Origin of the sequence: Nostoc sp. (assembly GCF_036917635.1) — a bacterium.
GTDB lineage: Bacteria > Cyanobacteriota > Cyanobacteriia > Cyanobacteriales > Nostocaceae > Nostoc.
Genome location: NZ_JBALCW010000021.1, coordinates 15,641 through 40,176 on the forward strand (window position 1 = coordinate 15,641; position 24,536 = coordinate 40,176).

General features: G+C 42.4%; 22 protein-coding genes and 1 pseudogene. 9 read left to right on the forward strand and 14 right to left on the reverse strand.

Going from position 1 to position 24,536, the window contains the following annotated elements; genetic code table 11:
• Positions 1 to 121: 121 nt before the first annotated feature.
• From V7K32_RS06060 to prfC, 9 genes are all read right to left on the reverse strand, one after another.
• Entirely contained in the window at positions 122 to 1,726 is a 1,605-nt protein-coding gene (locus V7K32_RS06060; protein WP_334991241.1) for an NAD(P)H-quinone oxidoreductase subunit N, read from the reverse strand.
• 659 nt (positions 1,727 to 2,385) lie between these two features.
• Positions 2,386 to 2,658: a hypothetical protein gene (locus V7K32_RS06065; protein WP_334991243.1), complete on the reverse strand. Its 273-nt coding sequence runs from the start codon at positions 2,656 to 2,658 to the stop codon at positions 2,386 to 2,388.
• Between the two features lie 78 nt (positions 2,659 to 2,736).
• Positions 2,737 to 3,795 (reverse strand): WD40 repeat domain-containing protein, encoded by a 1,059-nt coding sequence (locus V7K32_RS06070; protein ID WP_334991245.1) that lies wholly within the window; start codon positions 3,793 to 3,795, stop codon positions 2,737 to 2,739.
• A 113-nt stretch (positions 3,796 to 3,908) separates the two neighbouring features.
• Entirely contained in the window at positions 3,909 to 4,880 is a 972-nt protein-coding gene (locus tag V7K32_RS06075) for a CobW family GTP-binding protein (RefSeq protein ID WP_334991247.1), read from the reverse strand.
• A 365-nt stretch (positions 4,881 to 5,245) separates the two neighbouring features.
• On the reverse strand, positions 5,246 to 6,154 hold the full coding sequence (locus V7K32_RS06080) for an alpha/beta fold hydrolase (RefSeq protein ID WP_334991249.1): 909 nt from the start codon (positions 6,152 to 6,154) through the stop codon (positions 5,246 to 5,248).
• A 74-nt stretch (positions 6,155 to 6,228) separates the two neighbouring features.
• Complete coding sequence (locus V7K32_RS06085) at positions 6,229 to 6,663, reverse strand: SufE family protein (protein WP_334882936.1); 435 nt, start codon at positions 6,661 to 6,663, stop codon at positions 6,229 to 6,231.
• A gap of 702 nt (positions 6,664 to 7,365) precedes the next feature.
• Positions 7,366 to 7,878: an RNA recognition motif domain-containing protein gene (locus tag V7K32_RS06090; protein WP_334991250.1), complete on the reverse strand. Its 513-nt coding sequence runs from the start codon at positions 7,876 to 7,878 to the stop codon at positions 7,366 to 7,368.
• 643 nt (positions 7,879 to 8,521) lie between these two features.
• Positions 8,522 to 10,783 (reverse strand): M48 family metalloprotease, encoded by a 2,262-nt coding sequence (locus V7K32_RS06095; protein WP_334991251.1) that lies wholly within the window; start codon positions 10,781 to 10,783, stop codon positions 8,522 to 8,524.
• 108 nt (positions 10,784 to 10,891) lie between these two features.
• Positions 10,892 to 12,541 carry a peptide chain release factor 3 gene (gene prfC, locus V7K32_RS06100; RefSeq protein ID WP_334991252.1) on the reverse strand — a complete coding sequence of 550 codons (1,650 nt, stop codon included), beginning with the start codon at positions 12,539 to 12,541 and terminating at the stop codon, positions 10,892 to 10,894.
• Between the two features lie 124 nt (positions 12,542 to 12,665).
• On the opposite strand from prfC, the gene V7K32_RS06105 reads away from it, so the two are divergent.
• The 3 genes from V7K32_RS06105 (at position 12,666) to V7K32_RS06115 (ending at position 14,715) form a co-directional block, all read left to right on the forward strand.
• Complete coding sequence (locus tag V7K32_RS06105; protein ID WP_334991254.1) at positions 12,666 to 13,025, forward strand: DUF4870 domain-containing protein; 360 nt, start codon at positions 12,666 to 12,668, stop codon at positions 13,023 to 13,025.
• A gap of 389 nt (positions 13,026 to 13,414) precedes the next feature.
• Positions 13,415 to 14,395 (forward strand): porphobilinogen synthase, encoded by a 981-nt coding sequence (hemB, locus tag V7K32_RS06110; protein ID WP_334991256.1) that lies wholly within the window; start codon positions 13,415 to 13,417, stop codon positions 14,393 to 14,395.
• A gap of 143 nt (positions 14,396 to 14,538) precedes the next feature.
• Entirely contained in the window at positions 14,539 to 14,715 is a 177-nt protein-coding gene (locus tag V7K32_RS06115) for a hypothetical protein (RefSeq protein ID WP_334991258.1), read from the forward strand.
• Positions 14,716 to 14,909: 194 nt separating this feature from the next.
• Here V7K32_RS06115 and V7K32_RS06120 read toward each other — a convergent pair whose 3' ends face one another.
• From V7K32_RS06120 to V7K32_RS06130, 3 genes are read right to left on the reverse strand one after another with little or no spacing between them, the layout of a single operon-like run.
• Entirely contained in the window at positions 14,910 to 15,179 is a 270-nt protein-coding gene (locus V7K32_RS06120) for a hypothetical protein (RefSeq protein WP_334991260.1), read from the reverse strand.
• A 34-nt stretch (positions 15,180 to 15,213) separates the two neighbouring features.
• Positions 15,214 to 15,633, reverse strand: coding sequence for a putative toxin-antitoxin system toxin component, PIN family (locus V7K32_RS06125; protein ID WP_334991262.1), 420 nt, complete (start codon positions 15,631 to 15,633; stop codon positions 15,214 to 15,216).
• A complete protein-coding gene (locus V7K32_RS06130) occupies positions 15,630 to 15,896 on the reverse strand; it encodes a hypothetical protein (RefSeq protein ID WP_334991264.1) in 267 nt (88 codons plus the stop codon). The genes V7K32_RS06125 and V7K32_RS06130 overlap by 4 nt, the downstream gene beginning before the upstream one ends.
• A gap of 743 nt (positions 15,897 to 16,639) precedes the next feature.
• Between V7K32_RS06130 and V7K32_RS06135 the strand changes: the two genes are divergently transcribed.
• The 6 genes and pseudogenes from V7K32_RS06135 to V7K32_RS06160 all read left to right on the forward strand — a co-directional run bounded on the left by V7K32_RS06135 (position 16,640) and on the right by V7K32_RS06160 (position 22,393).
• On the forward strand, positions 16,640 to 17,623 hold the full coding sequence (locus V7K32_RS06135) for an alpha-ketoacid dehydrogenase subunit beta (RefSeq protein WP_334991266.1): 984 nt from the start codon (positions 16,640 to 16,642) through the stop codon (positions 17,621 to 17,623).
• Positions 17,624 to 17,735: 112 nt separating this feature from the next.
• A pseudogene (locus V7K32_RS06140) lies at positions 17,736 to 18,569 on the forward strand (preprotein translocase subunit SecD); the annotation flags it as partial.
• 83 nt (positions 18,570 to 18,652) lie between these two features.
• Positions 18,653 to 20,071: a protein translocase subunit SecD gene (gene secD / locus V7K32_RS06145; RefSeq protein ID WP_334991478.1), complete on the forward strand. Its 1,419-nt coding sequence runs from the start codon at positions 18,653 to 18,655 to the stop codon at positions 20,069 to 20,071.
• On the forward strand, positions 20,068 to 21,045 hold the full coding sequence (secF, locus tag V7K32_RS06150; protein ID WP_334991268.1) for a protein translocase subunit SecF: 978 nt from the start codon (positions 20,068 to 20,070) through the stop codon (positions 21,043 to 21,045). Before secD ends, secF begins: the two co-directional genes overlap by 4 nt.
• 72 nt (positions 21,046 to 21,117) lie before the next feature.
• Positions 21,118 to 21,528 carry a hypothetical protein gene (locus tag V7K32_RS06155; RefSeq protein WP_334991270.1) on the forward strand — a complete coding sequence of 137 codons (411 nt, stop codon included), beginning with the start codon at positions 21,118 to 21,120 and terminating at the stop codon, positions 21,526 to 21,528.
• Positions 21,529 to 21,877: 349 nt separating this feature from the next.
• Complete coding sequence (locus V7K32_RS06160; RefSeq protein ID WP_334991480.1) at positions 21,878 to 22,393, forward strand: GNAT family N-acetyltransferase; 516 nt, start codon at positions 21,878 to 21,880, stop codon at positions 22,391 to 22,393.
• Here V7K32_RS06160 and V7K32_RS06165 read toward each other — a convergent pair.
• Positions 22,335 to 23,276, reverse strand: a complete 942-nt coding sequence (locus V7K32_RS06165) for a sensor histidine kinase (RefSeq protein WP_334991272.1) — start codon at positions 23,274 to 23,276, stop codon at positions 22,335 to 22,337. The genes V7K32_RS06160 and V7K32_RS06165 overlap by 59 nt on opposite strands.
• Positions 23,277 to 23,476: 200 nt before the next feature.
• Positions 23,477 to 24,097 carry an L-threonylcarbamoyladenylate synthase gene (locus V7K32_RS06170; protein ID WP_334991274.1) on the reverse strand — a complete coding sequence of 207 codons (621 nt, stop codon included), beginning with the start codon at positions 24,095 to 24,097 and terminating at the stop codon, positions 23,477 to 23,479.
• Positions 24,098 to 24,536: the final 439 nt, after the last annotated feature.

Sequence of the window (24,536 nt, forward strand, 5' to 3'; positions counted from 1 at the left end):
AACCCAAGCATATTGGGCTATAAGTTGGGAATTTGATCGTAGGTTAAAAAATATGATAAACGCCTGTCTGCTAATGAGCAAACAGGCGTTTATTGAAGTACAAAGTTTGGTTGAGACTCGGTTAAATCTTAGCGGTAGAATCAACTGAGGGTTGAGACTGACTAACCGCATCTAACTTTGGTAAAACCAGTGGATTTTCGGCTTTTACATTAGTGTTGATTGTTGCTTGCAAAATTGGGGTATTAGAGATGGAATTATTCGCCAATGTAAACAGTGGATTTGACAAAATCCCTGCTATGGATGTGGCAATTAATGTTACCACCAACCCGACCTGCAAAGGTCTTAGCCCAGGCAAATCCCAACGCACTTGGGGATAATTCTTCACCGAGTCGGACATTTCATGGGGTTCTTTTACTACCATCATCTTAACTACACGAATGTAGTAGTAGATGGAGACGACGGTGGTAACTAAGCCCAGCAAGACTAACCAATAAAGACCTGCTTGCCAACCAGCCCAGAATAAGTAAATCTTGCCGAAAAACCCAGCCAATGGTGGAATACCACCCAAGGAAAGCAGGGAGATACTCAAGCCCAGTGTTAATAGTGGGTCTTTTTGATATAAACCAGAGTATTCGGCAATCTGGTCGGTTCCCGTCCGCAGTGAGAACAGGATGATGCAGGTAAAGCCGCACAGGTTCATGAACAGGTAAACCAGTAGGTAAAATATCATACTGGCATAGCCCGCCTGTGTACCAGCAATCAAGCCAATCATCACAAACCCAGCTTGGGCAATGGATGAATAAGCTAGCATCCGTTTCATGGTGGTTTGGGCTAGGGCGACTACGTTACCCAAAATCATGCTGAGAACGGCTAGAGCAGTGAAGACAAATCTCCACTCTTCAGCAACTAAGGGGAAGGCTGTTGTCAGTAAGCGAATGGCTAGGGCAAACCCAGCTGCTTTGGAACCGACAGATAAAAAGGCGATGACTGGGGTAGGAGCGCCTTCGTAAACGTCTGGTGTCCACTGGTGGAAGGGTGCTGCGGAGATTTTGAAGCCAATACCTGCGATCGCAAAAACCAACGCAATCACTAAACCTAAAGATTGTCCTACTTTAGCTGTGGCAATGCCATTAGCGATCGCACTTAGTTCTGTTTGTCCTCCAGATAGTCCATACAGCAGTGATACACCGTACAAAAATACTGCTGTACTAGAAGCTCCAATTAACAAGTATTTCAGCGCCGCTTCATTGGAGCGGGGATCACGCTTAGTATAACCTGTCAATAAATAAGATGAAATACTCAGGGTTTCTAGGGAGATGAAAATCATCACCAACTCACTAGCCCCGGATAAAAACATCCCTCCCAGAGTAGCACTCAGCAAAATAGCGATAAATTCTGCTAAAGCGGTGCCGCTCTGCTCAACGTAGCGAATTGACATCAGTATAGTGGCGATCGCAGACAAGGCGATAATACCGCGAAAGACGATACTTAGGTCATCACCGTTAAAGCTCCCGGTGAAACCGATGGGATTAGGAGCGTCCCATTGAAAATATAGGGCGACAATCGAAGCAAATAAACCTGCGATCGCTAGATATCCAATCCAGCGTGCGGATGTACGCCCCAAAATCAAATCAACAATCAAAACCCCCAAGAGGGTGAGAATAACAATCCCCTCTGGCAAAATCGTTCCAGCGTTTAGCTGGGATGCAATATTAGCAAAATCCATGAGATGTATAGGTTTTGGGGATTAGACATTAAGGCTAACTCTACGTTCACTCTAGCAAGTTTTCTAATCCCCAGACTACCTCTTTTAACAAGAGCTTAACAGCTTGGGTGCAGATGGCGATTGCACCAATTTCACTGGCTTACCAGCAGGTTTCTCAGTATCCAGGAATTTACCTAACAGCTTTCCTACCTCGTTTTTCAGGTGTGACCTTTAGCGAATATCATAAATAAGGATGCCGCAGCTAGTGCCTGCCGTAGGCGATCGCCACGGACAAAAAGCTCATAAAATTAATAAGGACACAGCAATGCTCATAGGTGTCAACTTAACGTAAAAGTCATGTCCCGCAAGTAACTGAAGTTCCTTGCTAATAGATAAAGTCTACTGAAGTAGACTAAAGATTTTTAGGAATATTTAGTCTACTTCAGTAGACTTTAGCTATGAGCCGCTGAAATTTATTTCTGGGCGGGTGAGGAAGCTAACAGTTAAGCTATTTCTATAGCAATCCGAATTGATCCGTGAGAAAATACGATGATTAAAAGTACGTATTTATAGCCTTTTCAGCGATTTTATTTCTCACGAATGATTTAGGACTGCTATAGCTTAAGTTGACACCAATGAGGAATGCTGTGTCCCTACAATATTCATGACTCCTAAGTTTATTAAAAATCGACTGATGGCAGTTTGCCTTGTAGCGACTGAGATTTAGACTGAACGCAGTTGGCACAATTGCAACCAAGTTGATCAATAATCGGATTAGATGTTTGAATCAAATGTGGTGTTGCCAGATCAGGAATTTGTTGTGTAGATACTACCGTCATAATTTGGGTAGCATAAGCAGATTTTAGGCTGGATGCGTTTGCTGGATTGACTACCAGCAGCATGGATACCAGAAATGCGGGACAGGCAAGTAAAATCAGTTTGATTATGTTCATAATTCACACAAAGATACCTTTGCTGATACAGCATAGCCAATAAATTGCCGAGGTTCAACTTTAATTACCAAGTATTGCTTAACTACGCCCAAATCCTTGACCCCGCAAAACCTTTGACCATATAACTAATTCACCCTGTTCACCCCCTGCGGCCAGTAACTTCCCTTGGGGATGCCAAGCTAGGGTAGAAAATCCTCCTGAGACACCTGTGATAATTTGGGATACTTCCTTGGCTTTGTTCCACAAGCATAACCAGCCGTCAGCAGCAACAGAAGCGAGAAGGAAGCTTTTCGGTGCAAAGGCGATCGCATTAATCACACCCACATGATTTGTTAATACTCGCGCTTCCCAACCGAATGAATCATCCTCTAGCTTTTCCCATACTACAATACCTTCAACGCTAGAAGATGCCAGTATTGGCGCACCCAGTTTAGTCATAGTTTCTGACCATGCCAATTGGCGAATTTTACCAGGGAAGCCACGCATCACCCAAGGGTCGGGGTTGTTCCATTCTAAAACGGTGACACTACGATCCATATTACCAGAAGCGAGGAATTTGCCATCGGGCGACCAAGCGATCGCTACGCTGACAGTAGTCATATCTAGGTTGTATGGTTCTTCATCCCAGTTTTGACTGTGCCAAATCTTGACTCCTTTATAACCATTAATGGCTAAGTATTGTCCATCAATCCGCCAATCTATCCCCAATACTGAAGAGTTGTCGAAATTCAGCGTCACGACAATTTCATGAGTATCTGCATCCCAAACTTGGACATAACGCCCCAAACTAAAAGCTAGTTGGTTACTGGTGTAATTCCAAGCTAGCTTATCAACCCATGCGGGGGCATTTTCTAAAGTGGCGATTAATTCAGTATCGCGCCAAATTTTCACCTGTCCATCTTGTCCACCAACAGCTAAAAATTTTCCATCTGGTGAAAAAGCTAGACAGTCTACTGATTTACCGTTACTACTTTGTAAAGTTGTGAGTTCGCCATCATTCCACAGAACTACTTCCCCGGCGGCGGAGGTTGCTGCTAAAGTTTTACCTTGTGGCGACCAAGCGATCGCAGTTACATAATCTGAAAGTGTCCCCGAATAATGTTGTTCAAATTCCTTAGATTTGGTTGTGGAGTTCATATTTTCTACAGAAGTTAGAAGTTAAAAGTTAGGAGTTAAAAGTTAGGAGTTAAAAGTTAGGAGTTAGGAATTTTTAACTCATCACTCCTCACTCATCACTCCTCACTCACTTTTTAAGCTAGACAAGCGAGAAAATCTTGCTTGAGTTGGGCTGCATCAAGGTTGCGGCCGATGAATACTAGTTCGTTTTTGGGGGTTTCGCTGGCTTTCCAGGGGCGATCTGGTTTACCATCAAATATCATGTGGACTCCTTGAAAGACAAATCGATTATCTTCTCCTGCAATATTTAAAATGCCTTTCATCCGAAAAATATCTGGGCCTTGGGTACGCAATAACTCGGAAATCCAAGTGTTTAATTTTTCTCCATCGACTGCACCTGCTTCTACTAAAGCTACAGAAAAGACAGTTTCATCGTGTACGTGGGCATCTTCGCCTAAGAAATCTGGATCAATTTCTAATGCACGATCTAAATCAAAGGCTTTTACACCTAATAAAGCATCCATTCCGAGTTCAGAATTTTGGGTACGGTAGATTTTTGCGATCGCATTCATCGCCCGAATCCGTTTTTCTAATTCATCCAACTCTTCTGGCGCTACCAAATCTGTTTTATTAAGTAAAATTACATCGGCAAAAGCAATCTGTTCTTGGGCTTCGTCTGCATCCCAGTGCTGCGAGATATGCTTGGCATCTACGACTGTCACCACCGCATCTAAAGACAGTTGGCTTTGCAAATCTTCATCCACAAAAAATGTCTGAATCACTGGTGCAGGGTCGGCTAATCCAGTTGTTTCAATTACTAAATGGTCAAATTTATCGCGTCGCTTCATCAAATTGCCAATGATCCGAATTAAATCGCCGCGCACTGTACAACAGATACAGCCATTATTCATTTCAAAAATTTCTTCATCTGCATCGATAATCAATTGATTATCAATACCCACTTCCCCAAATTCATTCACAATCACAGCAACTTTTTTGCCGTGTTCGTAGGTGAGGATGTGATTGAGTAGAGTCGTTTTACCTGCTCCCAAATAGCCTGTAAGAACAGTAACGGGAACTGAATTGTTGATTACGTCAGCCACCATACTCTAAATTCCTCTTGTCTCACCTTATGGATAATCATTATCACCCATGATAAGACTTTTTATATTTTTGTGCGAACTTGCTGTTATTTAGGGTTTAAGCAAAATCATCACATAATTTAATCTAGAAACATTTTATTTTTACGCATCTGTAATAAGTAATCTATATTAAACTTCTTGAATCAATTTTTGCCCTCTCCCTAAATCCCTCTCCGAAGCTTGGGAGAGGGACTTTGAAATAGGCTCCCCTTCTCCCAATTTTGGGAGAAGGGGTTGGGGGATGAGGGCAAATTTTGCATTGGTATAAGAGGTCTATTCACAATTTGGCGTAGCTTGAACTAATCTTAATCTTGCACCAAGATTTAATTTTATGAAGAGAACAAAAAATCTTGAACTACTTCTAAAACAACTCCTGGGTATTCTTCATGTAGTCCCAAAGAACCGGGAATAACAACGCTTTTCACTCCTGGTAAGGCGACTAAAGCGTTCATTTCTTCTCGTGATTTGGGGGGGCTGGATTCTCCAATTACTACCATGAGCGGTACAGTTAAAGACTCCACAAGTCCCAGAAAATCCGATTGTTTGTGTACAGCATCGAGATTACCAGTTACAAAGGCAGCAGATGCAAAACGCGCTCCTGGTTGTTGAGTCGTGTGCCATTTTTTCTCAATGAAACTGGGTGTAATTTTAGCCGCGTCAGTAAAGACATGACGGCGGTACATAAAACCTAAAAAAGATTGGGTAGTGTTGAGTTTGTAGAGAGCTTGACCAAGTATAGGCGATCGCACTAATTCTCTCACAATGCCAGCTATTTGCTGACTTGCCCCCATTGTCGGCAAAGGGCCACGCCAAGTAGGAGCTAACAATAAAATTCTTGAGAAAGTAGCAGGTTGTTTCACAGCTAATTGTAAAACGTAACTAGCAGCATGACCAGCCGCGATCGCAGTAATAGAAGTATTAAAAACAGCTTTGACAAAATCTTCCAGAAATTGCTGATATATTTCCGGCTGGTAATCCAAACTAGGGCGAGAAGATTCACCAAATCCAGGCCAGTCTAAGGCTACAACTTGAAAATGGGGAGCTAGCAACCTGGCAAGTTCGCCTACTTCCGAACGTGTTGAAACAGTGCTGAAAGATGGTAGCAGCAATAGCGGTGAACCTTTACCGAGGGTTTCATAAATAACGCGCAATTGCTGATTTTCCCAATTCCAGAGATATTCTTGAACTACTCCACCAAAGCCAATAGCAGCAGACGTAGATAATAAATTTGTTGACATTAGACTAAATTTTGGTAATTTTACATTATTAGTCATTTGTGCTTTGCTAATTACCAATGACCAATGACCAATGACTAATGACCAATTTTAGATTCCAATGCTTTTTTTTGCATGGTTTTGAAAATGTTGTAAAATCCATTAGCACGGGAAGGTGTCAGGCTAACATTTAAACCTGTTTCTTGAATAAAATCTGGAGTAAGCTGGACAATCTCACTTGGCGTTAGTCCATGTAATCCTTCAACCAGAAGCCCGACTAATCCTTTGGTTAACTGAGAATCGGAATCGCCCTGAAACACAACCTTACCATCATCCAAGGCTGCGGTGATATAAACTTGAGACACGCAACCAGGAACTTTATTTTCGGGTAATTTTCCAGCTTCTGGGAACTCATTGAGCTTCTGAGCATACCAGATTAGCTGTTCATAGCGTCGCTTCGGTTCGGAAGCGCGTTGAAAGCGCTGGACAATTTTAGCGAGCGCAGGTGGCAAAGAATCCAGAGTTGAGGACATAACAGAAGCTGCAAACGATCGGTATCACCTTGAGTGTAGATTATCTTTAGAGCGATGCCTACGGTATTCTCTGCGGCTTTGCGTCTTTGCTTAACTTGGCATATCAGCTAGCCATAACATGTCAAATCTAGACAATTACTGCGTAGGCGCAGAGAATACCCTAGGCATCGCATTCACTTTCAGTCAGGTTTTTCAATGCGCCTAATCACAAAAACTTAATTTTTTTATAAGCAAGCTCTTACAGTAACTCTATTTAAGTTACTGTAGTATCAGTATATACTTACTAGGATTACGTAAGTATGTGAAATGCGTCAAATTTATGTGTCGCTTGATTTTACTATGGGATGCCTACGGTGGGCATTGGTGTCAACTTAACTTAAAACTCATGTCCCACAACGAACTTCAGTTCCTTCTCTTATAGCTCAAGTCATTTCTTAATGACTAAATAATCTCTAAAATCTTTAGTCTACTTCAGTAGACTTTGGCTATTAGCCTTGAAATTAATTTCTAGGCGGGCGTGGAAGCCAACGGATAAGCGATTTCTAGCTTACTTAAGTTGACACCAATGTACGATGGGCTGTTCGGTGTCGCACTTAAAAAATTAACTGCAATTAGTTTTTAACTAAGCAGCTAAGTAATATTAAAAATTAAAAATCAAAAAAAAATTCTGATTTTTAATTTTTAATTTCTCTCCCTTAAGGATTAATTCGTAGTTTGTGCAGCTAACATCTGCTTCAGCTTTTCTAATTCCGAAGCCCAACGAGGATCTGGACGAATAGCATCTGAATCGGTGGTTGTGGTGCTGTTTTCACGAGAACCGCCACCGCCACCTGAGCCACGGCGAGGCTTCTTAGAGCTTTTATCGCGGCGGCTACCTTCTCTAGTAGGCATAGGAGTAGGGGTACTACTAGCAGCAGCAAGAGTAACTGGTTTTGGAGGTTGCTCCTCGCCTTCATCACCTTTTGTCCGAGGTAATGCCTTCTCTAGCTTAATCGGAGTCTCTTTGAACATCTGACCATTATATTTTTCAATAATTTCATCAGCTTGCTCGTCGTTGTTGACTGTAAGAAAACCGAAACCACGGCATTTGCCAGTTTTACGGTCTTTAATTAATTTAGTAGTTACAGCATCACCTTCTGCTGCAAAAACTGCTTGCAGATCCTGACGATCTATTTCTTCTTTAGGCAAATTACCTATATATAGGCGAATGGACATGAACTATACCTCCAGAGTTGAATGAACATGGCAAGGCAAGAAAACAATCACTTGGCTTTGGCTTTTATTTAAATAGATGCTATTGACCAAGACTGCCATCAACCAATTTTTTTGCTCGAAACTGTCAACCTATACAACAATACAGTTTTTCGTCGGGATCAAGCTTGTTTAATCTAAACGCCCACATTATGGTGAGCTAATAACACCTTAATTCTAAGAATTGTAAATTTAATAGCCTATTGCCTGCTAAAGTACACGCTTTCTTCCATGCCTTTTTTCGCAGAATCAAATACCATTCCTTACATTACCACGGTATTTTCTACGTAGCTAGTTTAGCGCATACATTTCTGACCTTAGTATTACTGGATCGTAACATAAAACACATTTTTTTATTCAAGGGAGCATATTTTGAAACAAAAACCAGCCACTGGCTGGTTAATTTCCTGCTGTGTTAGAAGGGTAAAAAGGTATGGAGCGGGGGGAAAAGCATCCGAATTCACAACTAAGCTGTAATACTGAGTTATGTCGCTTGCTATTGTTTGTGTAAATAAATGTAACATTTTGAAAGATAACCTGCAACTTTTGTTTACATTCCCTTTTGTCCTTTGTTAATGACCAATGACCAATGACCAATGACCAATAACTAACCAGTAAGAAAAATGTATGCGCCCCAAGCCTGTGCTGCAACTGCTAAAAAAGTAGACCAAATAGGATGAGGGCTATGAATGGTTTTACCACTTTGGGTTTCCAGGGTTTGGATATCGATCCAAGGTGTTGCTCCTCGCCTAAACCAACCTGTGACAATAATTTGCCTACCAATTAGCTCCTGGTGATTGACTGGCTGTCCTAGCCAAGAAATGTGGTGTAATTTCACTAAACCTGCGCTGGATTGAAGGATTAAATCTTGCGCTAGGGAGTTGCTAGTGCCTTGACGACCTAATAGTTTGCCTACAAGACGCACGCTGATACTATCAATTGGTAACGCGTCAGGGTCAGCTAACAGGTTAGGTAGGTAATCGTCAGTTTGCACAGTGGCAGGTTTAATATCGGGGAAGAAAGAATTAATCCGCATCAGTGTACCGATGCTAAAGCCAATTAGAAGGCAGCCTGTAATGAAAGACCAATCTTCATATATCCACTTTAGATTTAAAAACTTGAGTGCGAATGCTAGTTGCCAGGTTAGCCAGACGAAAGCTGCAAACAGAACCCCTAGAGGAATTCCCAACCAAGGAGCGATTTGTAATAAGAAAGACTGACGCTTAACTTTTGATGGAACGCTTGCAAAATGTAGTTCGGTGTCTAGATGCCAGTGACGGGCTATTTCGCAGAGGCGTTCGATGCGATCGCCCATCAGGGGATGACTATTATTAATTGTAAACCATCGGCGATAGGGATTGGCAGTATCCCACTTCAAAAATGATTCAAAAGATAAATTACTGGCAATAGTGCCTAAAGAAAGGCTCTGTTGGTGGCTTACTGGTGTCAGGAGATTTAAGCTTTCTAGTTGCCAACTTGTCTCTTCTTCTTTTTGGATATCAGCTGCAATGCCAATGGCGATTTTGAGTAAAGCGCGAATCAGGGCATTGGGATTACCAGTAATTTCAGAGGCGACGCGATCGCTATAATAAAGCCGCAACCGCGACAACCACAATCCAGTTCCAGTCAGCAAACACCAAACTTCATAAACGATACTAGCCAGAAGTGTCACCGGATAGCGCCAAATCCCTGATATTTTGTCTCCCCAGTTCGACACTTGCTGATATAGCTGATGAATTGGTAGTGTCACCAGCAGCAACAAAGACATCACAGCAAAATCCCAGTGAGCAATATGCCCTAGCTGCGTGGCGTAGATAATGGCGATTTCATCATCTGCCAGTTGCTCTAATAGCCCCTGACTTACAACAATCCTGGCATTACGTGGTAAACTACCATAAGTCAGGATAATTGGTGCAGCCATTGGTAAAATCCGCAGTTTGGGTAACGGCCAGTGCCGTTGTTGGGAACAACGTTGTAGCACCCGAACAGCTTCGCGGCTATGGGCATTTAATACATCTTTGGGAAATTCTCGCTGACCATACAAGTTCGCCAGTAGCAGATCCAGCAACCAAGGTGATACTCCGAGCAAAATCACCAATACTATTAACAACAATTTAGTAGGGTCGCGGTATAAAAGCTGCAACGGCTCCAGATAAGGTAGTTTAACTAAAGTCTGGTTGATTAATCCCATTGCTAACTTGAGGATTTCTCGCATCACCCAAAACAGAGCAATGAATGTTCCTGCTGTTAGCAACCGCAAAGGGATTAATTTCGGTTTGCGTAGGGGTTGCCATGCTCTGGCGCGTTGTGCTTGTCGCCAATAAATAACGCCGAATAATTTCGCTTGGGTGCGGGTAACAGAACCCATGAAGCCGCTTAAGGGCAGAGATCCTGCTGCTGGCAATGGTGTCGCTACTGTAGCTTTGAGTTTAGCCAGTGGCACCATCGGCGGGGTGTCGTCGGTTTTGGTTTCTATTACTTGCTCTTTTGGTTCCTCTAATATCGGAGTTTCCGGGGGAGTAGCTGGGGTTGAATCTGGGGTTGAATTATCAAAAGCAACAAATCCAGTTTCGACATTTTTTGATTCTCGATCGCGTTTTTGACGTTTTGTTAGGTGTTCGAGTGCGCGTGTTGCCCACTCTTGAACTTGCGGATTGTTACTCTCAATGAGATTCTGAGAAATAGCGATCGCTTTGGAGGCTTCTCCAATCCGTGCATAAGCCATCACTAAACCAACCTGGGCTTGTAAGCTAGCAGTACCATTATGACTACTAGCAATAGGTTCTAGTTGAGCGATCGCTGTTTGGTAATTTCCCTGCTTGAGGGCAACTAAACCAGCCTCCAAAGACGGTTTGGCATGTGAAGGCATACAAATTCTGGCACTCCAATCTCTTCTTGGTGATCCACGTTTGTGCAAAAGCGCGAACCTCGGATGCCGTGGAAATCAACCGCGCCCAAGTTTTGCTTGTCAAGTGAATTATTCCTCCACTGGTTGTTGACTAGAAAAAACTGGAGCGATGCCTACGGCGGGCTCTGCCAACGCGCTTAATTTTAACTCTGGATGGTCGCCCAGTAATTGTTGACAATTCCATTCGTTGCGGAATAGCAACACTGGGCGGCCCATACTATCTTTAACTGTAGTGGTATTGAATATTCGTCCCACTTTTTCTAATGCTTCCCAACCACCCTCAACCCAACGGGCGACACTGTAGGGCAATACATCTAATATGGTTTCTACACCATACTCATTTTGTAAGCGAAACTGCACTACCTCGAATTGCAACTGACCCACCGCCGCCAAAATTGGATCGCGCTTGGCTTCATCAGTTGAATACATAATTTGTACAGCACCTTCTTCTCGCAATTCCGCAACGCCTTTTTGGAATTGTTTAGACTTCGAGGGGTTGGGATTCCTCAGAGATGCGAACAGTTCCGGCGAAAAATACGGAATCCCCTCATATTCGAGCTTTTGTCCCGTGTAAATTGTATCTCCGATCGCAAAAACACCAGGATTGTTTAAACCGATCACATCGCCAGGATAAGCCACATCAATCGATTCCCGCTCTTGAGCAAAGAGTTTTTGCGGGCGAGATAGACGGATGGGTTTACCAATGCGGGCGTGATTCACCATCATATCTTTTTCAAACTTACCAGTGCAAACCCGGATAAATGCGACGCGATCGCGGTGTTTCGGGTCCATATTCGCTTGCAGTTTGAAAACAAACCCCGAAAATTCTGGGTATGTAGGGGGAAGTTCGCCAACACTGCTGTAATGAGAGCCGGGTTTGAGGGCATAGTCGAGGAAATACTTGAGGAATAACTCTACCCCAAAGTTGGTCATAGCGCTACCAAAGAACACAGGCGTCATTTTGCCGAGGTGTACCAGCTGCAAATCTAACTCTGGACCAACTCCTTCTAAAAGTTCTAAATCATTTTTCAGTTGATAGTACAGGCTTTGTTCTAGCTGATCTTCTATTCTCGGATCAGTTAATTCGACTACCGTATCACGGGCTTCTCGGCTACCGTGGGCGCTGCGTTCAAACAGGTGAATTTGTTGCTTATGTCGGTCAAAAACACCTTTAAAGCGATCGCCCATCCCAATCGGCCAGTTGACTGCATAGGTTTGCAATCCCAATTCTTTCTCAATTTCATCCAAAAGTTCCAGAGGTTCTCTTCCTGGGCGATCCAGCTTGTTGATAAATGTAAAAATTGGGATACCCCGCAACTTACACACTTCAAACAATTTCCGAGTTTGGGGTTCCAAACCTTTTGCCGCATCAATTAACATCACTGCATTATCGGCGGCGGCGAGGGTGCGATAAGTATCTTCACTGAAGTCTTGGTGTCCGGGAGTGTCTAATAAATTTATCTGACAGTCCTGGTATTCAAATTGCAACACCGTGGAAGTAATAGAAATACCCCGTTGTTGCTCCATCGCCATCCAGTCAGAGGTTGCCTTACGCTGTGCGCGTCGTGCCTTAACCGCCCCAGCTTCGTGAATTGCACCTCCGTACAAGAGTAATTTTTCTGTTAGTGTAGTTTTACCCGCATCAGGGTGAGAAATAATCGCAAAGTTGCGGCGAAGTTCAACTGCTGCAATAAGTTCAGACTCAAGTTCAGTAGACATAAGTGTATTTGTTTGTTAGCTAACTTAATTTTTTTGGACTCTGGCAAGTCTTTTAATCTTAAGACAACGATGCTCGTGATAGGGTCGTAATATAACTAACAATCTGACTAAATAGGAGAAAGCAATGTACGACACAGACAAGCGAAAGCTTTTATCTGCCTTGTCTCATGGAGCCATTTTTTTAAGCACGACATTGGTATCTGTAGGTATACCTATTGCCATACTGCTCGTGTCTGACGATCCTGTTGTCAAAGAAAACGCTAGAGAATCGATAAATTTCCACTTTAATGTCTGGCTTTATGCAGTGATTCTAGGAACACTGTTTTTTCTATTCGGTTGGTTGGTGCTACCACTATTAATATTGGGGCCACTAGCCGGTCTGGGATATCTATTGCACTGGGGATTAACAATTTGGGCGCTCATCGGAGTTTTCAACAATCCTGATGTACCCTTCCGTTATCCCTATATTTTCCGAGTTTTTTAACCCAGATTATCATTGGGCATGGGGCATGGGGCATGGGGTATGAGGTCATTGGTAATTATCAGTTATTTGCTACCAATTAGTAGCGAATTATCTGCGTGCCTCTGCGCCACTTTGCGTTTAAATTTCAACCCTCAGTTCCCCACGATTTTACCAACAGACAGTCTTATCATTTTCAATCCGTGAATTGCTTACTATGTTGTTTTTTTTCCAGCCCGTCGGATAGATGCAACCAAGCTGTAGAATACAAAATTGCCCCACAACTTGATTAAGAGTAGGGCAAAGGACAGTTAAGCACTGTTTGTAGTCTGTCTGACGGCAGGAAAATTTTAGCCTGCTTTTGTGACGCTTTATTTTGTGTCCATTTGCGTTGTTTTTCTTCATAAAATTTTATGTTTCCTACACATCGCCCCCGTCGTCTGCGTACTCATCCTCAACTGCGTCGAATGGTTCGTGAAACTGTTTTGACAACAAGCGATTTAATTTACCCACTATTTGCTGTACCGGGTGAGGCAATCGCTAACGAAGTAAAATCGATGCCCGGAGTCTACCAACTTTCGGTAGATAAAATTGTCGAAGAGGCAAAAGAAGTTTACGACTTAGGAATTCCTTCGATTATTCTATTTGGGATTCCGGCTGATAAAGATGTAGAAGCCACTGGCGCATGGCATGATTGCGGTATCGTCCAAAAAGCAGCCACGGCGGTAAAAGCAGCAGTACCAGATTTGATTGTCATTGCTGATACTTGTTTATGTGAGTATACTAGCCACGGTCATTGTGGTTATCTGCAAGTTGGTGATTTAACAGGACGAGTTTTAAATGATCCAACTTTAGAATTGCTGAAGAAAACAGCAGTTTCTCAAGCGAAAGCCGGTGCCGATATCATCGCGCCTTCGGGGATGATGGATGGTTTTGTCCAGGCAATTCGCGTAGGTTTGGATGAAGCCGGATTTCAAGACACGCCGATCATGTCTTATGCTGCTAAGTATGCTTCGGGTTATTATGGCCCATTTCGGGATGCAGCAGACTCGACACCGCAATTTGGGGACAGAAGAACTTACCAAATGGATCCGGGGAATGCCCGCGAAGCAATTAAAGAGGTTGAATTAGATATTGCCGAAGGTGCTGATATGCTGATGGTTAAGCCAGCGTTGGCATATATGGACATTATCTGGCGGGTGAAGGAAGCGAGTAACTTACCTGTTGCGGCTTACAATGTATCTGGTGAGTATGCGATGGTGAAAGCTGCGGCTCTCAATGGTTGGATTGATGAGGAGCGCGTGGTTTTAGAAACTTTAACTGGCTTTAAACGCGCTGGTGCAGATTTGATTTTGACCTATCATGCCAAAGATGCGGCGCGATGGTTAAAGTAAGAATTTAGAAATCTCACGCAGAGGTAAAGCAGTCACTCATGAGTGACTGCCACGCAAAGACGGAAAGTTGTGTTTTGTGTCTGGTCGTGAGATTGTTGTATTTTGGCTAGTATTGAAACAACTCCGTCATTAGGCAAAATATTATGGATTTTGTGATCAAAGTAATGCCGAAAGGTGAAATAGAACTGCCAGATGAAATAAAAGCACAACTTTGTCCTGGCGATGAATATCAGGTTTCTCTAATAGAAAACTCTATTGTTTTAAAAAAAATACAGAAAGAGTTAGACATAAAAGAATGGTTTCGCCGATTGAGGAATTAAGCCCTGACCCAAATCAACCTACTCTTGAAGAAATTAGCAAGATGGTAAAGGAAGTGCGACAGGAAAGAAGGTTTAAAGAGTGAGGGTTGTACTGGATAGTGATTTTGATATTTATCAGCGTTATCGGAAAAAGCCTTTTGAGCGGGTGTTTTAGAGATGCGATCGCTATTTTACCGTCAGCAACTATAATCTTTTCAGCGTACAGCACTAGCTAAGATTCCTAAAATTTTATTGACATCTTTAAGATAATATTCACTTAAGTCTATCTGGATAGATTGCCCTTCTAATTTTAAAAATTGCCAAATACTTCCAGTTGTGACAGTTCCATAAATTATCAAATTTTCATTACCTGCTCGTTCGTTAAATATTCTTGCAGGTATATTAGCAAAAATATCAGTTTTTTCAATAGTATTTATTTGAAAGTTATGTTTGACTTTCTCTAAAGTAAAATCACTATATGACATATCAGGAGACACCTTCAGACAACAACGCTAAAACTTAATCTAAGAAATAACGACTTAAAAAATCTTGCGGAGTTAAAATTGGAATTCCGTTGAATTCTATCAACACCAATAAATCTAAATCACCAGTAACAATTGCTTCAGCATTTGCCGCAACAGCCGCAGCTAAAACTACAGTATCTTTTGGATCGCGCAATTGAGGAGCATCTACAGAGATAGTTGGACAAAACTCTAGTACATCTTTTGTGGCATTAATAACATCTTCCAAATTTAAATTTAAAGACTGTATTTTGGACTGAAACTTTGGGCGATGTAAAGTAGTTTCTAGTTCCAGAAATAAAGCATCAGAAGCAAATATAGTTATTGTCTGTTTTTGTGCCAGTATCACAACTTTATCTGGCACTCCTCCCCACAATAATGCTGAAATCCAAATATTGACATCAACTACAACCCTCATTTGTCAGCCCAAAGTTCTTGTCTAACTTCTTTGACTATTTGACTGATTTCTTCAAGCGTTGGTTGATTTGGATCTGAACCAGCCTCTTTCACTTGTTTTCTTAATTCTTTTAGTGTTAATCGTTTATAAGTTTTTTTGAAAACTATCTGATCTTCTGTAACCGAGATTTCATACTCAGTAGAGGGCTGAAGCTGTGCCAACACTTCTGGAGGAATTTCTAGCTTTCCATCAGCCGTTACTTTGGCAATTATAGCTGTGTTCATAGTTTAATTTTTCCTCGACTTTCATAAATTTTATCCTCATCTACCCTCTTCCTGCTGTTGGGTTGAGCAACGGGAAACCCAACCTACATCTAATGCACTATTTTAGGCTTGCCACGCCACTACCTTCTGTACTTAATTAGTTGTAGATATCTCGGCGATGTCCAACCTTGTGAAAGGTTTCTATATAATTCTCTATCCAAATTGACTCTACAACTCACAAATCAAAACCTCACCCTTGCTTTAGGGACTTCCAAATAAAAAAATATACAACTTATACAACTATTTATTGTGGGGTGGGCTTCTCGCCCGCCCATAGTCAAAGGCGGGCAAAGATGCCCACCCCACAAGATTGGATAATTTATTTCTTGGAAGTCCCTTACCAAGGGTAAATCTTTCCCTTTCCTTGGCAAGGAGAGGGATGTCCGTTAGGACAGGGTGAGGTTTTTCAAGATTTTTGGGTAATTCGATGACTTGTGTGTAAGTAGCTAGACAAGATAAAACCAAACTATGTAACGAAAAGTAAAATCTCTGTATTTGGCTCGTAGTTGCGCTTTAGCGAAGACAGCGCAACTACGAGCCAGTGATGATTATTTTCGCGCACTTACTTAGTTATGGCAATTACTTGCTCTATGCTAGGAGCGGTTAGTTTAAATAACCTAAACTCTAACTAGTGCGATCGCTCACCGTATTTGCGACAGCAGCACGATAAAATTCTAAAATCATAATCGTACTAAAAGGTCTAAATGGCAGAAACACTATTCTTCAACGCCTTACGGGAAGCCATTGATGAAGAAATGGCGCGTGATTCCAGCGTATTCGTTCTTGGTGAAGATGTCGGACACTACGGCGGTTCCTATAAAGTTACCAAAGACCTGTACCAAAAATATGGCGAACTCCGCATTTTAGATACCCCCATCGCCGAAAATAGCTTTACTGGGATGGCTGTAGGAGCAGCAATGACAGGGTTACGTCCCATCATTGAAGGGATGAATATGGGCTTTTTATTGCTCGCTTTCAACCAAATATCCAACAACGCGGGGATGTTGCGCTATACTTCTGGCGGTAACTTTAAAATTCCGATGGTAATTCGCGGCCCTGGAGGTGTCGGACGACAGCTAGGTGCAGAACATTCCCAGCGACTAGAAACTTATTTTCAAGCTGTGCCAGGGTTGAAAATTGTTGCCTGTTCCACACCAAGAAACGCCAAAGGACTACTGAAATCCGCTATCCGCGATGATAATCCCGTGTTATTCTTTGAACACGTTCTGCTTTACAACTTGAAAGAAGATTTACCAGAAGAAGAATACTTGCTACCTCTGGATAAAGCAGAAATTGTGCGAACTGGGAAAGATGTCACAATTATCACTTATTCACGGATGCGGCATCATGTGCTACAAGCGGTCAAAATCCTTGAGAAACAAGGATATGATCCAGAAGTTATCGATTTAATCTCCCTAAAACCATTAGATTTTGATACAATTGGGGCATCAATACGTAAAACCCATAAAGTCATTGTTGTAGAAGAATCGATGCGAACTGCGGGTATTGGAGCAGAAGTCATCGCCTCAATAAACGATCGCTTATTCGATGAATTAGATGCGCCAGTACTGCGGCTGTCTTCCCAAGATATCCCCACACCTTACAACGGCAATCTGGAACGACTAACAATCATCCAACCAGAGCAAATAGTAGAAGCTGTGGAAAAAATGGTGGCGTTGCGAGTTTAAAAGTTAAAAGTTAGGAGTTAGGAGTTAGGAGTAAAAATTATCACTTATAACTCTTAACTTTTAACTCCGTAAGAGAACGGTATCATAATCTCTAGTCGAAGCAGGTTATGGTATGCAAAAACAACACTCATTATTAGCCCTAATTTCAACTCAGGTAGTCGTGGGAATGACGTTGAGTTCTTGCACTCCTGCACTATTGGGACAAAGCCAAGACCCACGAGGAGGTTATCAGTTAATTATTGAGTTACAAAAAACACCAGAAATTCCGCAAATCACCGAACGAGAATTAGAAGCTGTTAAAAAAGTAATCGAAGGTCGTCTAAACGGTCTGGGCATCTCAAAACCAGTCATTAAAACAGTGGGTGCAAACAAAATTCTCGTACAGCTACCAGGAGTTAACGAGCCAAAGCAAGTCGAACGGGTGCTGGGGGGTACAGCGCAGTTAGAATTTCGCACCCAAAAGCCGAATACAGAAACCCAACTGTTTGCTTTCCAAGCATCTAGAGCCGAATTTAAAGCCAAGCAAGAAGAATTGAGAAACACTAACGACAAAGCCGCAATTGTCAAGAATCAAGAAGATTTGCTTTCAAATAATCAAGCGATCGCCAAATTGTTCATAAACACCAATCCACCACTAACTGGCAAATACCTCAAGGATGCCTATGGCGAACCGACTCAAGGGAACAATTGGAATGTTGCCATTCGCTTCGACCAAAAGGGTGGTGAACTGTTTACCGAACTGACGAAAAACCTTGCTGGGACTGGGCGTAGCATTGGTGTTTTTCTAGACAATGAAGTTATTAGCGCTCCTACCGTGGGTGTAGAATTTGCTGCCACTGGTATTACTGGAGGCTCTGCTGTGATTACAGGACGGTTTACCGCACAACAAGCCAATGACTTAGGCATTCAGCTACGCGGTGGGGCATTACCTGTACCAATAGAAATCCTATCGACGAAGCGGGAGTCCTAACTCATGATGGATGCTACAAAAGAGCGTTATTATAGCGTTTGTCAGTTGCGAGTTATGGTATGCAAAGACAGCGATCGCTATTAATTTTGATTTTAGTCATGGTAATCGCCGCTATTACGGTGATTGCCACAATTCCGATACCTCTTGGGTTGGATTTGCGCGGAGGCTCACAGCTCACAATTCAGGTGAAACCATCACCAGAAATTCCCAAAATCACCGAACGAGAATTGGAAGGTGTAAAGAAAGTTGTCGAAGGACGGATTAATGGTCTGGGTGTTTCTGAGCCACTGATCCAAACAATTAGCTCAGATAAAATCTTGGTGCAACTACCAGGAGTCAACGATCCGGCGCAAGCTGAACGGGTGCTAGGGGGTACGGCGCAGTTAGAATTTCGCACCCAAAAGCCGAATACAGAAACTCAACTGTTTGCTTTCCAAGGATCTAGAGCCGAGTTGAAAGCCAAGCAAGAAGAGTTAAAAAAGAGTACAGATAAAGCAGCAATTGTCAAGAATCAAGAAGATTTACAAAAAAATAATCAAGCGATCGCAGAATTGTTTGAAAGCACCCAACCACCCCTAATTGGCAAATACCTCAAGGATGCCTATGGTGAACCCAGTCAAGGTAACAACTGGCATGTTGCCATTCGCTTCGACCAACAGGGTGGTCAACTGTTTGCCAATTTGACAAAAAATCTCGCCGGTACTGGGCGTAGCATTGGTGTTTTTCTGGACAATGAAGTTATTAGCGCTCCTACCGTGGGTATAGAATTTGCCGCCGCAGGTATTAGTGGTGGCTCTGCCATAATTACAGGACGGTTTACTGCACAACAAGCCAATGACTTAGGCGTGCAGCTACGTGGTGGTGCATTACCCGTACCAGTAGAAATAGTTGAAAACCGTACCGTCGGGGCAACTTTAGGTAAAGATAGTATTCAACGCAGTATTTACGCTGGTATCGGCGGATTGCTGTTAGTATTAATTTTCATGTTAGTTTACTACCGACTACCAGGATTAATTGCCGACTTTTCTTTGATTATCTATGCGCTATTAACCTATGCCACCTTCGCTTTGCTAGGCATTACATTAACTCTCCCCGGTATTGCTGGGTTTATCCTTAGTATCGGCATGGCAGTTGATGCTAACGTATTGATTTTTGAGCGCACCCGTGAAGAACTACGTGCTGGTAAAACTTTATATCGTTCTCTAGAGTCAGGATTCTACCGAGCTTGGTCTAGCATTTTAGATAGTCATGTCACATCATTAATTTCTTGTGCAGCACTGTTTTTCTTAGGAGCAGGTTTAGTTAAAGGCTTTGCTTTGACATTGGCGCTAGGGTTAGGGGTGAATTTGTTTACTGCCATTACTTGTAGTCGCACACTGCTGTTCTTAACATTGGGATTTCCCAACTTGCGTAAGCCAGAGTTGTTTTGTCCCAATCTCTCAACGTCAATTAAGTCTGGTGCGGAGGTGCAGTCATGAAATTTAGTGTCATCAAACCTCGGAGAATTTGGTGGACAATTTCTGCCACGCTGATAATCGTTAGCATTGTGGCGATGGTGATTTCTTGGCAACAACTAGGCGCACCGCTACGTCCCAGTTTAGATTTTGTTGGTGGTACACGACTACAATTTGAACGCGATTGTACGCAACCAAACAGCTGTACTCAACCGATTGAAATTTCTGATGTCAGAGAAGTAGTTGACGGCGAGAAGCTAAATAATAGTAGCATCCAAATTGTTGGTCAAAAACAACAGGGAATATCCATTCGTACAAAGACATTAAATGTCGATCAACGCACCCAGTTGCAAACAGCTTTGAGTCAAAAAATTGGAGTCTTTAACCCAAAAGCCACTCAAATTGACACCGTTGGGCCAACACTTGGTCGTGAGCTATTTTCTCAAGGGTTATTAGCTCTGGTTGTCTCCTTTGCTGCGATCGTTATTTATTTAAGTGTGCGATTCCAGGTGGACTATGCCGTAATTGCAATTATTGCTTTGTTCCATGATATTTTGATTACGCTGGGTGTTTTCTCCATCTTAGGATTAGTAATAGGTATTGAAGTTGATAGCCTTTTCGTGGTTGCTATTTTGACTATTACTGGTTTCTCGGTGACAGATACCGTGGTCATCTACGATCGCATTCGGGAAATACTGAATCTACATCCTAACGATCGCATTGACAAAGTTGTTGATGATGCAATCAATCAAACTTTAACGCGATCAATCAATACCATGTTAACGGTTTTGCTAACATTATTTTCCCTATTTCTATTTGGTGGTGAAACCCTGAGAAACTTCGCCCTTACCTTAATTATTGGATTTACAATGGGTGCATATTCAAGTATTTTCATCGCCAGTACTCTTCTTGCTTGGTGGCGAGAGCGCAAAAGTCAATCCCAGGTACTAGACAACGCAGAGCCGATTGATACATCTGCCGGTTCCCAGGATAGTTAAACTTGTCTATATTTCACAATTGGGTGAAAGCATTTTGAATTGCTCACCCACACCTTGCAATTCTATTCACCTATGCATCAACCCGAAGAACCATTAACTCCTGTCCCAGATGAGAAATCTGACCCATCCTTTGCTCAACAAGTACAAAAGCTACATCAGTTAACAGTATATGGCAGGTGGCTGTTTGTGGGCTGTTTATGGCTCACGATTGCGCCTGTCTCCTTGTGGGGTCTACGTACAGAAATTTCTCTGTTGGAACAATATTTTACCTGGGTAGCGGTGCGATATGGACTCTTTTACCATCCACTGTCTACCTTCGGTTTAGCTTTTTGTATTGGGATGACTACTGCTGTTTTAGTTTGGCAAAGTCGAAATATTTTACTCGGACTACCACAGCAGGAAAAACAACGTTTAGAAAAACAAGTTTATCGGATACGTCAGCAAGGCCCAACTCATCCTCTATGGAAGTGGGTTTGTCATTAAATAATTCGTACCTCGGCAACGCTTGGCAACATAATAAGCTAAAAATCTTTTAATTTGCATCCTCAAAAAAATGAATCTCTTGTGGGGTAGGCCGAAAAGCCCGCCCTAGTTGTGCAAATTAAATGCGCGACAGTTTAGAGCCTCCGGCACGCTTTGTGCGTTCGTAATTATGTTTTGTAATGGGGGTTTAACCCCACCACAAAACCTGCTTTTTTATTGAACCGAGAGACTTAAACCCACGGAACTTGTTAAATTTTATTTCTCGTTGAATATATATGTACACGTACAGCAATTTATTGCAAAATATGACTTAAGCATAGAAAGATATATCCAAAGGTAGATGCCATACATGATCGATTCTCAGATTAAATTTAGCGAACATCTGCGATGCGTCAAAGGCGATGTCTACGACGGGCTATGCCGGAGCAAGTCTGAAATTGACCTTTACCAACTCCAAGAACTGTTAAACATTTCAGCTTTCTGGGCAAAAGGTCGCAATATTGAAGATTTAGGTATAGCCATTGCCAACAGTGAGCCAGTGATTTCGGTTTGCCTTCGCGATCGCCTCATTGGCTTTGCTAGAGCAACATCTGATGGCATATATCGCGCCACAATTTGGGATGTTGTGATTCATCCAGAGTATCAAAGTCATGGGTTGGGAAGCAAGTTAGTAGAAACTGTTTTGAGTCATCCCCGCATGAGGCGGGTTGAGCGCGTTTACCTGATGACTACTCACCAAGAGGGTTTCTACGAAAAGATTGGTTTTCAACCCAACACTACCACTACGATGGTGTTACACAACCGACCTAACCTTGATTTTGTTCCTGATGCAGAAGTTCAGCTTCAGGAATCACTAGGGGGATAGAGATTTGTAGTCTGCTAATCTTTTGATGTGATTCCTTCGCAATCGTCAGGGGCAGGATTTCTAACTTTCCTCCCATAACTTCCACCAGAGTTTGATTGATTAATAGCCTCATTCCTGGGGAAAGAGCAGCGTTTCTTTGGTCAATCTGGATCGCCTGATCTTCAGATTTAATTAAATCAATCGGTTCGCTCCAGGGTATGGCATGGGTTGGTACATCCAACCAAATGTTTACAAAATTACTTGTAGGCACTGTGCTGCTAGAAATGCAGATGCTCCCTTCCTCCATTTGAGTAATAGCAGTATCTATTAAACTTATTAATATTTGGCGGAGCCAGAGGTAATCTGCCAAAACATAAATTTCTGGATCGGCGGGTAACAATTGCAAGGGAAAATTGCGATTGGCCGCCAGCATATAAGTTAATTTATGAACATCTTCCAAAACTTCAGCTAAGGGTCTAGGCTGAATATCTAATTTATTAGTACCGTGTTCAGTTCTGGCAACGCTGAGAATTTCATCCATCAGCTTGAGTAGCTTCAGGGTTCGCTCGTAAGCTTGGGCAATAAATTCTCGTTCTTCAGCCGGATCTTCACACAGATCCGACAAAATTAACTGATGCAAGCCGATCAGACCACTGAGGGGCGATCGCAATTCATGGGTAGTCCGCGCCAAAAAACCACCTTTAAACAGGCTCATTTCCCTTGCCATTTGGTATGCCAACTGCGTTTGCTGTAGCTGTTGCGATATTGATGGCATATCCTGTTCAGCTAATGGCGCTACTGGGAATGAGCTAGATGAAACATTAGGCGATCGCACAAATAACTGACGGAAAATCATACCTAGTGCTATTCCTGCTCCTAGATATATCCAGTTGCTCCAATTCATAATTTGGCAATTATTAACTTGTTAATTGACCACAACAGCGCAAACTAAAGTTCCAGATTTCTCTGTTGTTATACCATTTCACTTTAATAATGATACAAATACCTTGGTAGGGGCATGGCAATGCCATGCCCCGACGATAAATCTATATACAGGATTTTCGTGAATTGATATTAAAACCAGGAAGACAACATTATAGCTACCTATATTTGGTTATCACTGGAAATATCTAACTTTATCGCACCTTGCCGCAAAATCTGCCAATTTGTTCCTGTCCATTTAGCAACGGTAGAAGGTATACCCACCCCTAATATTTCACCCTGGTATTCTAAAGTCAAAACCTTAGGAAACTGCACCTCAATTTCTGCCATCGTTTGCAAAGGCGGCTGACCAGAAAAATTGGCGCTAGTGGTGGCAAGCGGGCCGGTTTGGGCCAAAATAGACTGAGCGATCGCACTGTTTGGGACTCGAATACCAATTGTCGTTGGATCAATAGGGTTCATAACTTTTGGCAGGCGTAGGCGTAGCCCGTCGTAGACATCGCTTGCTGGTAAAACTAACGTCAGCCCTCCTGGCCAATATTTCTCTGCCAATTCTTGCCAAATCTTATACTCATTCTCACTACCTTTGACATATAACCACAAATCCTCAGCACTAGCCGCCATCAAAATCAAAGGTTTATCCTGACTGCGTTGTTTAGCCGTAAAAATTAATCCGGCTTTTTCTGGTATCGCCGCAAGTGCAGGAACAGTATCCGTGGGAAAGCTAACCAAAAGGCCGGCCCGTGCGCCAGCTATTAGGTCTGCGAGGTAAACTTGCGTCATCTTACTAAGTAAGTCGGGGAGAACAATTTAGTATATATTTTGATTTGAGCTTAAATCAAATTCTTGCATAAGTCAGGCAAAAGGGAAAAGGACTCAAAATCCTTTCCCCCATTTTTGCATAAATATATTTATGCAAGATGTCTAATATTTATCAACCAGTAACACGGTATTTAACTGGTTCCGTGGGTTTAAGTCCCCCGGTTCTAAAATCGGCAAGTAATGCGCGTGGGGTTAAATCCCCATTACAAAACAAAATTTACGTAAAGCCTACGGCAACGCTTGGCTTAACGCGGAGCGTGCCGGAGGCTCTATTACGAATTACGAATTACGAATTACGAATTATTTAATTACTCGGTTAAATCTTGAAAAAGAGATGCTCAAATAATCTTAGGACTGACGCAAAAAGCAGTGAAAGCCTTGATTTCCCGTAGGGGCAATT

What these genes read in the sequence shown, in the direction of transcription:
- V7K32_RS06060 (WP_334991241.1), bottom strand. Translation starts at nt 1,726, where the DNA reads ATGGATTTTGCTAATATTGCATCCCAGCTAAACGCTGGAACGATTTTG.
- V7K32_RS06065 (WP_334991243.1), bottom strand. Translation starts at nt 2,658, where the DNA reads ATGAACATAATCAAACTGATTTTACTTGCCTGTCCCGCATTTCTGGTA.
- V7K32_RS06070 (WP_334991245.1), bottom strand. Translation starts at nt 3,795, where the DNA reads ATGAACTCCACAACCAAATCTAAGGAATTTGAACAACATTATTCGGGG.
- V7K32_RS06075 (WP_334991247.1), bottom strand. Translation starts at nt 4,880, where the DNA reads ATGGTGGCTGACGTAATCAACAATTCAGTTCCCGTTACTGTTCTTACA.
- V7K32_RS06080 (WP_334991249.1), bottom strand. Translation starts at nt 6,154, where the DNA reads ATGTCAACAAATTTATTATCTACGTCTGCTGCTATTGGCTTTGGTGGA.
- V7K32_RS06085 (WP_334882936.1), bottom strand. Translation starts at nt 6,663, where the DNA reads ATGTCCTCAACTCTGGATTCTTTGCCACCTGCGCTCGCTAAAATTGTC.
- V7K32_RS06090 (WP_334991250.1), bottom strand. Translation starts at nt 7,878, where the DNA reads ATGTCCATTCGCCTATATATAGGTAATTTGCCTAAAGAAGAAATAGAT.
- V7K32_RS06095 (WP_334991251.1), bottom strand. Translation starts at nt 10,783, where the DNA reads ATGCCTTCACATGCCAAACCGTCTTTGGAGGCTGGTTTAGTTGCCCTC.
- prfC (WP_334991252.1), bottom strand. Translation starts at nt 12,541, where the DNA reads ATGTCTACTGAACTTGAGTCTGAACTTATTGCAGCAGTTGAACTTCGC.
- V7K32_RS06105 (WP_334991254.1), top strand. Translation starts at nt 12,666, where the DNA reads ATGTACGACACAGACAAGCGAAAGCTTTTATCTGCCTTGTCTCATGGA.
- hemB (WP_334991256.1), top strand. Translation starts at nt 13,415, where the DNA reads ATGTTTCCTACACATCGCCCCCGTCGTCTGCGTACTCATCCTCAACTG.
- V7K32_RS06115 (WP_334991258.1), top strand. Translation starts at nt 14,539, where the DNA reads ATGGATTTTGTGATCAAAGTAATGCCGAAAGGTGAAATAGAACTGCCA.
- V7K32_RS06120 (WP_334991260.1), bottom strand. Translation starts at nt 15,179, where the DNA reads ATGTCATATAGTGATTTTACTTTAGAGAAAGTCAAACATAACTTTCAA.
- V7K32_RS06125 (WP_334991262.1), bottom strand. Translation starts at nt 15,633, where the DNA reads ATGAGGGTTGTAGTTGATGTCAATATTTGGATTTCAGCATTATTGTGG.
- V7K32_RS06130 (WP_334991264.1), bottom strand. Translation starts at nt 15,896, where the DNA reads ATGAACACAGCTATAATTGCCAAAGTAACGGCTGATGGAAAGCTAGAA.
- V7K32_RS06135 (WP_334991266.1), top strand. Translation starts at nt 16,640, where the DNA reads ATGGCAGAAACACTATTCTTCAACGCCTTACGGGAAGCCATTGATGAA.
- secD (WP_334991478.1), top strand. Translation starts at nt 18,653, where the DNA reads ATGCAAAGACAGCGATCGCTATTAATTTTGATTTTAGTCATGGTAATC.
- secF (WP_334991268.1), top strand. Translation starts at nt 20,068, where the DNA reads ATGAAATTTAGTGTCATCAAACCTCGGAGAATTTGGTGGACAATTTCT.
- V7K32_RS06155 (WP_334991270.1), top strand. Translation starts at nt 21,118, where the DNA reads ATGCATCAACCCGAAGAACCATTAACTCCTGTCCCAGATGAGAAATCT.
- V7K32_RS06160 (WP_334991480.1), top strand. Translation starts at nt 21,878, where the DNA reads ATGATCGATTCTCAGATTAAATTTAGCGAACATCTGCGATGCGTCAAA.
- V7K32_RS06165 (WP_334991272.1), bottom strand. Translation starts at nt 23,276, where the DNA reads ATGAATTGGAGCAACTGGATATATCTAGGAGCAGGAATAGCACTAGGT.
- V7K32_RS06170 (WP_334991274.1), bottom strand. Translation starts at nt 24,097, where the DNA reads ATGACGCAAGTTTACCTCGCAGACCTAATAGCTGGCGCACGGGCCGGC.